14 protein-coding genes and 1 riboswitch are annotated in these 12,972 nt (G+C 55.5%); all 14 genes read left to right on the top strand.

The window, feature by feature from the left end; all coding sequences use genetic code 11:
• Nucleotides 1-109 precede the first annotated feature (109 nt).
• The 14 genes from PSAB_RS16205 (at nucleotide 110) to PSAB_RS16135 (ending at nucleotide 12,972) form a co-directional block, all read left to right on the top strand.
• Nucleotides 110-982, top strand: coding sequence for an AraC family transcriptional regulator (locus tag PSAB_RS16205; RefSeq protein WP_025335637.1), 873 nt, complete (start codon nucleotides 110-112; stop codon nucleotides 980-982).
• A 136-nt stretch (nucleotides 983-1,118) separates the two neighbouring features.
• Nucleotides 1,119-1,288: riboswitch (FMN riboswitch) on the top strand.
• A 231-nt stretch (nucleotides 1,289-1,519) separates the two neighbouring features.
• Nucleotides 1,520-2,620 (top strand): bifunctional diaminohydroxyphosphoribosylaminopyrimidine deaminase/5-amino-6-(5-phosphoribosylamino)uracil reductase RibD, encoded by a 1,101-nt coding sequence (gene ribD / locus PSAB_RS16200; RefSeq protein ID WP_025335636.1) that lies wholly within the window; start codon nucleotides 1,520-1,522, stop codon nucleotides 2,618-2,620.
• Between the two features lie 18 nt (nucleotides 2,621-2,638).
• Entirely contained in the window at nucleotides 2,639-3,316 is a 678-nt protein-coding gene (locus tag PSAB_RS16195) for a riboflavin synthase (RefSeq protein ID WP_025335635.1), read from the top strand.
• 36 nt (nucleotides 3,317-3,352) lie between these two features.
• Nucleotides 3,353-4,606, top strand: a complete 1,254-nt coding sequence (locus PSAB_RS16190; protein ID WP_025335634.1) for a bifunctional 3,4-dihydroxy-2-butanone-4-phosphate synthase/GTP cyclohydrolase II — start codon at nucleotides 3,353-3,355, stop codon at nucleotides 4,604-4,606.
• Between the two features lie 80 nt (nucleotides 4,607-4,686).
• Nucleotides 4,687-5,151: a 6,7-dimethyl-8-ribityllumazine synthase gene (gene ribH / locus PSAB_RS16185; RefSeq protein WP_025335633.1), complete on the top strand. Its 465-nt coding sequence runs from the start codon at nucleotides 4,687-4,689 to the stop codon at nucleotides 5,149-5,151.
• 344 nt (nucleotides 5,152-5,495) lie between these two features.
• Nucleotides 5,496-6,287 carry a segregation and condensation protein A gene (locus tag PSAB_RS16180; protein WP_025335632.1) on the top strand — a complete coding sequence of 264 codons (792 nt, stop codon included), beginning with the start codon at nucleotides 5,496-5,498 and terminating at the stop codon, nucleotides 6,285-6,287.
• Nucleotides 6,256-6,861 (top strand): SMC-Scp complex subunit ScpB, encoded by a 606-nt coding sequence (scpB, locus tag PSAB_RS16175; RefSeq protein WP_025335631.1) that lies wholly within the window; start codon nucleotides 6,256-6,258, stop codon nucleotides 6,859-6,861. The genes PSAB_RS16180 and scpB overlap by 32 nt, the downstream gene beginning before the upstream one ends.
• Nucleotides 6,862-7,057: 196 nt before the next feature.
• Nucleotides 7,058-7,771 (top strand): DUF2953 domain-containing protein, encoded by a 714-nt coding sequence (locus PSAB_RS16170; RefSeq protein WP_025335630.1) that lies wholly within the window; start codon nucleotides 7,058-7,060, stop codon nucleotides 7,769-7,771.
• A gap of 91 nt (nucleotides 7,772-7,862) precedes the next feature.
• Nucleotides 7,863-8,354, top strand: a complete 492-nt coding sequence (gene ytfJ / locus PSAB_RS16165; RefSeq protein ID WP_025335629.1) for a GerW family sporulation protein — start codon at nucleotides 7,863-7,865, stop codon at nucleotides 8,352-8,354.
• 311 nt (nucleotides 8,355-8,665) lie between these two features.
• The gene (locus PSAB_RS16160; RefSeq protein ID WP_025335628.1) at nucleotides 8,666-9,874 is read left to right on the top strand and encodes a D-alanyl-D-alanine carboxypeptidase family protein; all 1,209 of its coding nucleotides are present in this window, start codon (nucleotides 8,666-8,668) and stop codon (nucleotides 9,872-9,874) included.
• Nucleotides 9,867-10,541 (top strand): nucleoside recognition domain-containing protein, encoded by a 675-nt coding sequence (locus tag PSAB_RS16155; protein WP_025335627.1) that lies wholly within the window; start codon nucleotides 9,867-9,869, stop codon nucleotides 10,539-10,541. The genes PSAB_RS16160 and PSAB_RS16155 overlap by 8 nt, the downstream gene beginning before the upstream one ends.
• Before the next feature lie 51 nt (nucleotides 10,542-10,592).
• Nucleotides 10,593-11,081 (top strand): spore maturation protein, encoded by a 489-nt coding sequence (locus PSAB_RS16150; protein ID WP_051529874.1) that lies wholly within the window; start codon nucleotides 10,593-10,595, stop codon nucleotides 11,079-11,081.
• A gap of 767 nt (nucleotides 11,082-11,848) precedes the next feature.
• A complete protein-coding gene (locus tag PSAB_RS16140; protein ID WP_025335624.1) occupies nucleotides 11,849-12,193 on the top strand; it encodes a hypothetical protein in 345 nt (114 codons plus the stop codon).
• 20 nt (nucleotides 12,194-12,213) lie between these two features.
• The gene (locus PSAB_RS16135; RefSeq protein ID WP_025335623.1) at nucleotides 12,214-12,972 is read left to right on the top strand and encodes a pseudouridine synthase; all 759 of its coding nucleotides are present in this window, start codon (nucleotides 12,214-12,216) and stop codon (nucleotides 12,970-12,972) included.

Below are 12,972 nucleotides of genomic sequence, written 5' to 3'. Positions count from 1 at the left end.
TATGCTGAGAATCCGCAATGGGGCTGTCATGCCTGCATAATCAGGCACGAAATGTCGGATGAACGTCTTCATTTTCTGTTATTTTTATGATGAAAAGGAGGTCGAATTCATGGATTTGCTCAAAAGTATGAATAGTGCGTTGAAATATATCGAGGAAAATATCGCAGGCGACATCGACATCAAAGAAGCCGCCAAAAAGGCCCACTGTTCCGATTTTCATTTTAGAAGAATGTTTTCTTTCCTCGCAGGAATCACGCTATCGGAATATATTCGGCGCAGACGTCTTACTCTGGCGGCATTTGAGCTTCAAGGCTGCAGCAAAAAGATCATTGATATTGCTGTCAAATACGGATATGACTCGCCGGACGCTTTCGCGAGAGCTTTTCAGAAACTGCATGGCGTCAAACCGTCAGAAGCGAGAAATAACGGCTATTTACTTAAAGCTTATCCGCCGATGACCTTTCAGTTAACCATTAAAGGAGGAAGTGAAATGAACTATCGGATCGAAGAGAAAGAAGCATTTCGCATTGTGGGGATGAAGAAAAGAGTCCCGATACAATTCGAAGGGGTTAACCCGGAGATTGCCGCGATGTGGGAAAGCTTGGACAGCGAAACAATCCGCCGGCTTAAGGGACTTTCTAATGTAGAGCCCAAGGGGCTGATCAGCGCATCCGCGAACTTTTCCGAGGGCAGAATGGAAGAAAAGGGGGAGCTCGATCACTACATTGGTGCGGCAACGACGGAAGAGTGTCCAGCCGGCTTGGCGCAGATTGAAGTTCCCACCTCAACTTGGGCGGTATTCGAAGCCATCGGCCCTTTCCCCAGCACACTGCAGAATATATGGGGGCGTATCTATTCGGAATGGTTCCCTTCTGCGAACTATGAGCAAATGGAAGGTCCGGAAATTCTGTGGAATGAGAGTATAGATGTAACCTCGCCAACGTTTAGAAGTGAAATTTGGATCCCGGTGCTGAAAAAGTAAGCAAGGGATGCGGTACAGAACTTACAATAATAAAGTAAATTTAAAACCATTACTTAATAATGATTGATTTTTGCGCGATAAAATGATAAGATACCGACATAATCTTTGGTATTTATTACGTTATCAAATAAATAAGACAATCCTTCAGGGCAGGGTGAAATTCCCTACCGGCGGTGATGATTCGCATGACGCGTAAGGCGGTATGCGCAAGACAAGTCCGCTACCCGGATCGCGCTTGTCGCGCGGACGGTGGACCCGGTGAGATTCCGGGACCGACAGTTACAGTCTGGATGGAAGAAGGAGAGTTAGCCGTTTGCCGCAGGTTTCAAGCGGCAAGCCTAATGAAAGTGCTCCGCATATTATGTGCGATAATTCACAAGTACCTGTGTACGGGGACTTGCACGCATATGATAAGAGCTGCATTTACACTCTCAAACTGCCCATTTACCGCTCCTCGAAGGAGCTGTAGATGGGTTTTTTAGACTTATGGGGATATGAGCTTGCGCGCTGCGTACGCAGGGGATCGGAGGATTAGGCATGGAAGTAATGAATGACGAGTTCTACATGTCGCTTGCGCTCGATATGGCCGAGCGGGCCCAGGGACAGACGGGAATCAATCCGGTTGTAGGCTGCGTCGTGGTCAAAGACGGCGCGGTAATCGGACTGGGTACCCATCTGAAGCGGGGAACGGGCCATGCCGAGGTGCACGCGTTGAATATGGCGGCAGGGCAGGCCGCGGGAAGCACCGCCTACGTAACGCTGGAGCCGTGCAGCCATTACGGCAAGACGCCTCCATGCAGCGAGAGGCTGATTGCCGAAGGCGTCGCAAGGGTCGTTATCGCTTGCGAGGACCCGAATCCGCAGGTTGCCGGACGCGGTGTTGCGATGCTCCGGGAAGCGGGAATCGAGGTCGAGGTCGGGCTGCTGCGCGAACGCGCCTTGCGGCTCAATGAGAAATTTATCAAATATATTTTGACGAAGCGCCCCTTTGTCACCTTGAAAACGGCCAGCACTCTGGATGGCAAAATCGCCACACGCACCGGAGACAGCAAGTGGATTTCCAACGAGTCGGCGCGGAAAATCGTACATACGCTGAGGCACCGGCACCAGGGGATCATGGTCGGCGTAGGCACGGTTATAGCCGATAATCCCTCGCTGACGACCCGGACCGAGGTGCCGGGCATTAACCCCGTGCGGATTATCATCGACTCCGGCCTCCGCACGCCGCTGGATTCGGCGGTTGTCACCGATGGGCAGGCGCCGACGATCATCATTGCGGCGGAAACCGCCGACGCCGCGAAGGAAGAAGAGCTGACGGCAGCTGGAGTACAGGTGCTGCGCTGCGGCGCCGGGCCGCGCGTCGATTTGGCAGCCGCTATGGATAGGCTCGGCGAGCTGGAGATCGGCTCGATCCTGCTGGAAGGCGGAGGAACCCTGAACGGGGCGATGCTGGAGCAGGGGCTGGTGGACCGCGTGGTGCTTTTCTTTGCTCCGAAGATTGTGGGAGGCGCCGGGGCGCCGGCTGCGTTTGCTTTTGACGGAGTGGACCTAATGAGGAACGCCGTTACGCTGCGGGGTGTGGAAGTGGAAGTTCTCGGAGATAATGTGTGCATCAGCGGCATACCCGAGCTGGTGTAAAAGGAGGGAGGAAGCAGAATGTTTACTGGACTGATTGAAGAAGTCGGCACGCTGCGGGGCGTTTCCTCGAGCGGAGAAGGCATGGTGCTGCATATCAATGCTTCAGGCATTATGGACGATCTTAAGATCGGCGACAGCGTCTCGGTCAACGGCGTCTGTCTTACGGCAACCTCCCTGAGCGACCACGGCTTTACCGCCGATGTCATGCCTCAGACATACCGCAACACGACGCTTAAGGAACTGAAGACAGGCAGCCGGATCAATCTGGAGCGTGCCATGGCGGCCGGTGGAAGGTTCGGGGGACATATCGTGCAGGGGCATGCGGACGGAACGGGAACGATCAAGAGTGTGAAACGCGATCAGAACGCGGTCGTATTCGAAATCGCGCCGGCCCGAAAGTCGCTGTTCAAGTTCATTATTCCGAAAGGCTCGATCACGATCGACGGTATCAGCCTGACGGTGGCGGTCGCGTCGCCCTCATCATTCACGGTGTCGATTATCCCCCATACGCTCGCCCAAACCGTGCTTGCCGATAAGCGGGCGGGGGACAGCGTGAATCTGGAATGCGACGTGCTGGGCAAGTACGTGGATCATCTCCTCCGGTACGGCTCATCTCCGCAAAACGAAGAAGACAGGGAAGAGGCCGAGGGCTCCCGCATCAGCACCGAATTTTTGGCAGCGAACGGTTTTTTATAAGATAGTCCATTTTCTAGGAACCAGGAGGTCAGAAAAATGAGTCATTATAACAATGAAGACATTCGTTTGGACCCGATTGAGGAAGCCATTTACGATTTAATGCGCGGCAAGGTCGTTATCGTCGTCGACGATGAGGACCGCGAGAACGAAGGCGATTTTATCGCTCTAGCGGAACGGGCGACCCCGGAAGTCATCAATTTCATGATTACCGAAGGGCGCGGACTGGTCTGCCTGCCGATTACGGCGGAGCGGGCGGCGGAGCTTGATCTGAAGCCGATGGTCAGTCAAAACACCGATTTCCACGGCACGGCGTTCACCGTGTCCATCGATCACAAGGATACGACGACCGGCATCTCCGCCTACGAGCGGTCGTTGACCGCCAAGGCAATTATGGACCCTAATGCAGGTCCTGCGGATTTCCGCAGACCGGGCCATATGTTCCCGCTGATCGCCAAGAAAGGCGGCGTGCTGCGCAGAAGCGGCCACACGGAAGCCGCCGTTGATCTGGCCCGCATGTGCGGCGCTTATCCCGCCGCAGTGATCTGCGAGGTCGTCAAGGAAGACGGCACGATGGCCCGTCTGCCCGATCTGCATGAAATTGCGAAGAAGCATGATCTGAAGCTGATCAGCATCGCCGACCTCATCCATTACCGGAATGAGAAGGAGAAGCTGGTCAACCGCGAAGTTTCGGTCCGCCTGCCCACTGATTTCGGCGAGTTCCAGACGATCGCCTATACGAACGAGGTGGATGATAAAGAGCATGTCGCTCTCGTCAAAGGGGATATTTCCGGTGACGAGCCGGTGCTGGTCCGTGTGCATTCGGAGTGCCTTACCGGCGATGTCTTCCATTCCCACCGCTGTGACTGTGGCCCGCAGTTCGAAGCCGCGCTGCGCCAGATCGAAGCCGCGGGCAAAGGCGTTCTGCTCTACATGCGGCAGGAGGGCCGGGGCATCGGCCTGATCAACAAGCTTCGCGCCTACAAGCTGCAGGAACAGGGTCTCGACACAGTCGATGCGAATCTGGAGCTCGGGTTTCCGGCCGATTTGCGCGATTACGGAATCGGGGCGCAAATCCTGAAGGATCTGGGCGTTCGCCGGATCAAGCTGATGACGAATAATCCCCGCAAGATCAAAGGGCTGGAAGGCTATGGGCTTGAGGTTGTTGAGCGCGTGCCGATCCAGATGCCGGAGAACGAAGACAATACGAATTACTTGCACACCAAGCAGTCCAAGCTCGGGCATCTGCTGAAGTTTGATAACATTGAGCAGAACGAAAGCTCGAAGGCGTAAGCCCGAAAGCGAGAGCAAATTTATTTGCAAGACGATCAATTACAAAAACCGACTAATATGAGAAAGGGTTGTTGATGAGTATGCCGCAGATTTTTGAAGGACATTTAGTATCGGAAGGTTTGAAATACGGGATTGTAGTAGGACGTTTTAACGAATTTATTACGAGCAAGCTGCTTTCCGGCGCACTGGACGCTTTCAAGCGCCACGGCGTCAAGGATGAAGAAGTTTCCGTCGCCTGGGTGCCGGGAGTGTTCGAAATTCCTCTGATTGCGCAAAAAATGGCCGAAAGCGGCAAATATGACGCCGTCGTTACGTTGGGCACCGTTATCCGCGGCTCCACTACCCATTACGATTACGTCTGCAACGAAGTAGCCAAGGGTGTAGCCGCAATTAATCTCAAGACCGGCGTTCCGACGATCTTCGGCGTGCTGACAACGGAGAACATCGAGCAGGCGATTGAGCGCGGCGGCACCAAAGCGGGCAACAAGGGTTGGGACGCGGCAGTATCCGCCATCGAGATGGCCAATCTTTCCAAATTGGTCTAAGCGGGAACCGGAGCGGACGGGCAAAGGCGTCTTTGCCGTGTCCAACATCCGGAATCTGTGATATAATAATAGTGAAAGAGTCTGCTGTACGGCACTTAAACCGAATTTCATTTTTAAGTATTCACACTTGTGTGGCGTCTGATCTCGGGCGCTGCACTTTACTTTTTTGAAATGTAAGAAAAACTCATATCGGAGCCTCTCGAAGATGTTGCCGAATCCCTCTTTAGCGGTTGTTTTTCTTGCAATATCAGGAAGTCTGGTCTTTGATGTTTATTCTTTCTGATATTATAAAAAGGCCCAAGAGGTCTGTATATCTTTAATTTCTAGTTGGCGGGAGGTGCCTCGTGACTGTATTGTACAAGCTGGAGACGTTTGAGGGCCCGCTGGATTTATTGCTGCATTTGATCGACAAGGCGGAAATCGACATCCAGGACATTCCGGTCAGCGAGATCACCGAGCAGTACATGGAATACTTGCGGAACATGCAGGAGCTCGAACTGGAAATTACAAGCGAGTTCCTGGTGATGGCCGCGACGCTGCTATCCATCAAGAGCAAGATGCTGCTGCCCAAGCCGCCCGTGATCGAAATCGACGATTTCGAATACTACGAGGATGACGATTACGATCCCCGGGCGGAGCTGGTGCAGCGTCTGATCGAATACCGCAAAATCAAGAGCATCGCTTCCCAATTGATGGATATGGAGAGTGAGCGCAGCCTGATTTTTACGAAGGAACCGGACGATTTGGCTCCCTTTGTGCCATCGCAGGTCGACAATACCCTGAAAGGGCTTCACGCTTCCGATCTGATCGCCGCATTCCGCAAGGCGCTTGGCAAGGCGGCCAGACGTTCCTCGTACGCGAAGATCACCAGAGACGAGATCTCGGTCAAGGACCGCATCCGCGATGTTTCCGCGGCGCTTCGGCGAACCGGGAAGGGCGGCCGGCTGCGCTTCTCGTCGCTGCTGGATGACAGCATGGCAAGGCATGAGATCGTGGCGACCTTTCTTGCCATTCTGGAGCTGATGAAGATGAAGGCGATCTTGTGCTATCAGGAGAAATTGTTTGATGACATTGTGATGGAATGGAGAGGGGCGGAAGACTTCGATGGATTACAAACGGCTGAAATCGATTATTGAGGGGCTGCTGTTTCTGGCCGGAGAGGACGGCTTGTCCGCCAAACAAATCGCCGAAATTACGGAGCAGCGGACGGATTTCGTTAACGGAGCTGTGGAGGAGCTGCGTCAGGAGCTGGCTTCTCATGAGCGCGGCCTTCAGGTCGTACAGATTGCCGGCAATTACCGGCTGGCGACGCTACCGGACCATGCGCCTTATTTCGAGCGTCTGGCTTATTCACCATCCCGAGCGTCCTTGTCGCAGGCGGCGCTGGAGACGCTGTCCATCATCGCTTACAGGCAGCCGATTACGCGGGTGGAGATTGAGGAGATTCGCGGAGTGAAGGCGGAAAGGGCCATCCATACGCTTACCAACAAGGATCTCATTCAGGAGGTTGGCCGGGCGGAGGCGGTGGGGCGCCCGATTTTGTACGGGACGACCAAGTCTTTTCTGGAGACGTTCGGGCTGGCCAGTCTGCAAGAGCTGCCGGAGCCTTCTGCGCAGGACAATGGAGATAATCTGGAGGAAGAAACGCAGCTGCTGTTCGACAAGCTTGATACGCGTCAGTTGACGATCGATGAAATGGAGCCATCATAATATATTTTGCAGATAATGAAGAATCATAGACGAATTGGGTCTATGATTTTTTTTGCATTGAAGAGAAAAAGCTTATTTACGGGGAGGTACGAGATGGATGCCTGGAGACGAATTTGGCGTTAAGCGAATTTTTCCAGTCTGAAATTGCCATACTAATCCAAGGAGTTCTTATCAAAGAATGCTTGGAGGGTACCACGTGAAGTTATGGCTGTTGATTGGTGTCCTGCTGCTGCTTGCGGTCGCGGTCCTGCTGCTCTCTTCCCGTATTTTTTTTCATCTCAGTCTGAACCGAAGAGGTCATGATGACCAAATCGTGCTTGATATCACCGCTCTTTTCGGACTTGTCAAGCTTCATTACAAGCTTCCGGCGCTCGTATTCGAAGGTTTCAAACGCGGTCTGCATGTCAAGCTGGAAGAGACCGGTGTCGCTCCGGTCAAATCGGCGAAGGACGAAGAGACGAATATTGACAAGGAGGATGTCTCGGAATGGATCGAATACGGAAAAAAAGCGCTGAAAGCCACGTACGGACTAAGACGCTGGACTGCCGAGACGATGTCTCATGTCCAGATTACGAAGCTGGACTGGTCCACCAATTTCTCGCTTGGTGATGCTGCGGGAACGGCCACGGCGGCCGGGGCGCTCTGGGGACTGAAATGGACGATCATCGGTTGGGCGTCCCAGTGGGTAAAGCTGATGCGTAAGCCACGCCTGTTTGTCGTTCCGGTATTTGAAGATACCGTGGGATTTTCCACCGAGGTTGATTGCAAAGGGAGAATATCGGCAGGCTACGCGCTGTATGCGGTATTGAGGCTGCTAGTACGGGCCATGCAAGCCGACGAAGGAATCAGGCAGTGGAAGGATATTATTCGCGAGATCCGCTCCCGGCGGCGTGAAAAAAGCGCGGCATGACTCCGCCGGTTTACATAGTAACGCTCCTTTCGGGGGAATATAAACGACGTGACGGAAATCTATTCCCTATATGCCGAAGGAGGATAACAATATGAGTGACCACCCCATTCAAGGTCTGATGCAGACCGCGATGGAAAACATCAAAGGCATGGTCGACGTAAACACCATCGTCGGCGAGCCGGTGGAGACGAAGGACGGCAGTGTCATTCTGCCAATCAGTAAAGTCGCTTTCGGTTTTGCCGCAGGCGGCAGCGACTTCAGTGTGGAAGACGACGACAAGCCTGTTGCCGGACAGAACGGCGTGAAGATTCTTCCGTTTGGAGGCGGCAGCGGTGGCGGGGTATCCATCCGACCGATCGCTTTTCTGGTCGTCGGAAGAGAAGGCGTGCATATCGTGCCGCTTGACAACCAGACCCATATTTTCGAAAAAATTATCGACTCCACTCCCGGGCTGATCGACAAAATTCAGTCGATGTTCCAGAACCAGGGCGGATCTTCCTCCGGACAGCAGCAGCAAAATACGCAGGCTCCTCCTCCCGTTCCTTCCGAAGCTGTTACCTTTACACCGTCTACCCCGGTGTAAGCTGTCGGGTTCTGACCCGTTTAGTTACCGGAAAATCCCGGGATCTCAGAGGATGGCTTACGGATGACAAGACCGGTTCGGCCGGGCCGCGCACATAAGGATATCGCACATTAGCTGCGGTATCCTTTTTTGTCTATATCTGAAAGAGAAACGATGTGTACGTTTCTCAAGATCTATTGGGAACCTGCTGAACCGGGTGCTGGAAGAGACCCGGTTGAGCAAGTCGATTTTGCGCGACCAGCAGCCTTTGGGACATACCGCTCCGCACGTCCGCATACACTTGTACAAAATGCTAAAGAGGAAGCCGGAGGATGAACATGAAAAGAGTACATTTCAGATCTTCTCTAGTCCTGGTCAGCTGCTGCCTGCTCCTGCTCTTTGCGCCGATTGCGGCGGCGGAGCCGGGTCGAGAAAGTGTGTCCACCCATGCCAAGGCGGCCTCGCTGATTGATGTGGAGTCCGGGCGGATCTTGTACAGCAGCCACGGCGACGAGCCGATGCTGATTGCCAGCCTGACCAAGATCATGACTGCCATCGTGGCGATTGAATACGGAGATTTGAAGAGCAAGGTCAAGGTTGGGAAGAACGCTTTTGCCAAAGAAGGGTCGTCCCTGTTTCTCAGACTGGGCGAAGAGATGACGCTCGAGAACATGCTGTACGGCCTCATGCTGCGTTCGGGGAACGATGCGGCGACGGCCATCGCGGAGCATGTCGGCGGTTCGGAGGAAGGCTTTGTTCACCTGATGAACGCCAAAGCCGAGGAGCTGGGTCTAAAGCATACCCATTTTGCCAATCCCCACGGGCTTGACGCCGAAGGGCATTATTCCAGCGCGAACGATCTGGCCGTTCTGACGGCCTATGCGATGCATAATCCCGTGTTCAAGGAAATTGTCAAGACTCAGGTCAAGACGGCGGGAAATCCGTACGAGCCATGGGACTATAAATGGAGCAACAAAAACAAGATGCTGCGTCTCTATGAGGGAGCGGATGGAGTGAAGACCGGCTATACGAAAAAAGCGCTCCGCTGCCTGGTCAGCTCCGCGACCCGGGGAGACCAGCAGCTTGTCGCCGTGACTTTAAACGATGGAAACGACTGGAACGACCACTCCGCGCTGCTCGATTTCGGCTTTAACCGGTTTCCGCTGGAAACGCTGATCGAGCGGGGGGAGAAGCTGCAGGGCTACGAGCTGGTGGCCGGACTGGATTTCTCCTATCCGTTTAGCACGGGCGAGCAGGAGCGGGTTGTCACCGAGCTGGTCTTGAACGGGAGGCCGAAGACGGCAGACAGCGCCGACAAGAGCTTCGGGCTTCGCGGGACGCTCGTGCTGAAGCTTGGCGGCGTATCGATCGGCCAAGTTCCTGTCTACGAGCCGGGCCGTCTCCCGCCGGCCACGACGCCGTACGCGGAGAAGTACGCGTTAACGCAGGCCCATCCGGCGGACAACTGGCTCCAGGCGATAGGCAGCGCGCTTCGCGCCCTGTTCCGGCTTGGAGCGGAAGGAGGGGGCTCTCATGATTAATGGGATATGGCTCGGCATGATCGTCATCGGTTTTGTGTTCGCTGCGGTGAACGGCCGGATGGACGCCTTCACCGGGGCGGTGTTTGACGGCGCGAAGAACGGGGTAACGGTCAGCTTTGGGCTGATCAGCGTCCTGGTGTTCTGGCTCGGCATCATGAAGGTGGCCGAGGATGCGGGACTGCTGCGGACAATCGCCAGGGCGCTCGGCCCGGTCGTCCGCTTTCTGTTCCCGGATGTGCCGAAGGGGCATCCGGCAATCGGCTATATTCTGTCCAATATGAGCGCCAATCTGCTCGGCCTGGGCAATGCAGCGACGCCGATGGGCATCAAGGCGATGCAGGAGCTGCAGACACTGAACCCCGACAAGGAGACGGCGACTCCCGCGATGTGCACCCTGCTGGCGCTGAATACCGCCAGCATCACGCTCATTCCGGCGACGCTGATCGCGATCCGCCTGAACTACGGCTCCGCCGATCCCGCGGGCATCGTCGGGACGACGCTGGCGGCGACCGTGGTCGCGACGCTCGCCGCCATCTTCGCAGACCGGCTGTTCCGCCGGCTGCATCTGCTGCGAAGGCCGCCGGAGCCGCCGGCGGCCCGCCTTTCCCGGACCGGGGGAGGCGCGGCTTCTCCGCCCCCCGGGGCGCATTCCGAAGCGAAAGGGTGACCGGCCTTGTACCAGTTGATCAGCCTGATATCCACCTGGGCCATTCCCGTCATGATCGCTTTTATACCTTTATACGCCTATGCCCGCAAGGTTCCCGTCTACGAATCGTTTGTGGACGGGGCCAAGGAAGGCTTTGGCACGGCGATTGGGATCATTCCCCATCTGGTCGGCATGATGGTAGCGATCAGCGTGTTCCGCGCATCAGGGGCGCTTGACTACCTGATGGGATTCGTCACGCCGATGTTGCGCGGTCTCGGCGTTCCGCCGGAGGTGCTGCCGCTCGGTCTGCTGCGGCCCCTGACAGGGACGGGCTCGCTCGCTTACGCGACTGAGCTGATCCGCTTACACGGTCCCGATTCGCTTATTGGCCGAATCGCCTCCACGATCCAGGGCAGCACGGACACCACCCTGTACGTGCTGACCGTGTATTTCGGCGCCGTCGGCATCCGTAACGGGCGGTACGCGCTCAAAGTAGGGCTCTTCTCCGACCTTGTCGGCTTTGTTGCGGCGATCGCGATCTGCCTGCTGGCGTTCGGCTGACGCTGGGTCTGAAGCCGGGATTGGTCGGTGGTGAGGGGATTGACTGGGGGGAGGAGGGCTAGTTAGGGGACGGCAGGCTTGTGGGAAGTGTAGGATGTGGAAATTCCTACTAATATACATCTTTTTTTCGTGGAAATCTCATCCCTGGCCCCAATTCCAGCGAAAGTGCAGGCATTTCTCCTTCCGTTCCCCGTTTGGCAGCGCGAAAGCTCCAAAAGATGCACATATGTAGGTTTGACCTCTTCCTGCGCAAAATACACCTGACAAACCTGCAGGTTTGCAGGAAAACGCCAGCCGCCGTACCCCGGACATGGACTGAAGAGTCGCAGTTATTTATTGGGTCAATGGGTGGTTTTGCAGGGACCGGCTGCCCGCCGAGCCCGCCACAGCCTTCATTGGCATGCCCGCTGGATGGACCCCGTCGCCCCCCGGGCCGCTTCTCCTGCCCCGGTCCAACTCAGCCGCCGCCCGCCGTGCCGCATCCCTAGCCCCGGTCCAACTCAGCCGCCGCCCCCAGGCCGCATCCCTAGCCCCGGTCCAACTCAGCCGCCCCTCAGGCCGTTTCCCTTGCCCGGGCCAACCCCGCCGCCGTGTACCCGGCCGCATCCCTTCCCCCGACCCACTCAGCCTCATCCCCCCGTGCCGCTTCCCATGCCCCAGCCCCAGATCAGCCGCCGCTTACCGGCGGCTTTTCCGGCGAGCGCGTAACGCGCTATCCGCTTTTATCATATGCTATTGAAGCAATGATAAAGGGAGGCGACGCTTGCGTGCCTTACAAAGGATTTATCATCCATACTTCAGTCTGTCCGTCTATCAACGGGAAAGGCTTTGATTTCTGGATCGACGCCTCGGGAACGGTCTATGCGGCCCCGCTTCTGACGGACCCGGACTATATTCACCTCTGTCTGGAAGGAGACTTTGGGCTTTCTTCTCCAGACGCTGAGCCCGCTGAGGGCAAGCGGCAGTTTTTTGGGGCCTGCAAGCTGATTCTTGACCTGGCCGCACTGTACGATATTTCTCCACTGATCGTGAAGCCCCATAACGATCTTTGCCCCGGCTCGTATTTTCCCTGGGACGAACTTGTGCTTTATCCCGGCGATGGTTATCATTAGTCTGAGGTGACCAATCGACAATGGAAAGATTACAGAAAATACTGGCACAGGCCGGTGTGGCTTCAAGACGCAAATGCGAAGAACTGATCCTGGCCGGCAAAGTGGAAGTGAACGGCGAGGTAGTAACCACGCTCGGAACGAAGGCCGATCCAAACACCGATATCATTAAAGTGTCGGGCAAGCCGATCTCGGGCGAGAATAAAGTCTATATTATGTTCAATAAGCCAAAGGGCGTAATTACAAGCGCTTCCGATCCGAAGGGCCGCAAAATCGTAACGGATTACATGAAGGGCATCAAGGAGCGGGTGTATCCGATCGGAAGGCTTGATTACGACACGGAGGGTCTGCTGCTGCTGACCAATGACGGGGAGTTTGCCAATCTGCTGACCCATCCGAAGCATCATGTGCCGAAGACGTATTTGGCCACGGTCAAAGGCATTCCCCACGGCACGGCGCTGGACAAGCTGAAGCAAGGCATCAAGCTGGAGGACGGCATGACCGCTCCCGCCGAGGTGGAATACAAGGATGTCGACGAGGAGAGCAACGAGTCGGTCATCAGCATCACGATCCACGAGGGCCGCAACCGTCAGGTCCGGCGCATGTTCGAAGCGATTTCCCATCCCGTGATCCGGCTGAAGCGGATTTCGTTCGGCGATATCCTGCTGCAGAACCTGAAGCGCGGATCTTTCCGTCATCTGACCAAGGACGAAATCAACGGGCTGCAGCAGCTTGCCAAAGCGGGACTGGCCAAAGGAAACAACACACGTAGAGACACATAA

It is taken from the genome of Paenibacillus sabinae T27 (assembly GCF_000612505.1).
Classification (GTDB): domain Bacteria; phylum Bacillota; class Bacilli; order Paenibacillales; family Paenibacillaceae; genus Paenibacillus_AQ; species Paenibacillus_AQ sabinae.
Note: the sequence above shows the minus strand (reverse complement) of the source record. Positions and strands in the feature narration are given on the sequence as shown.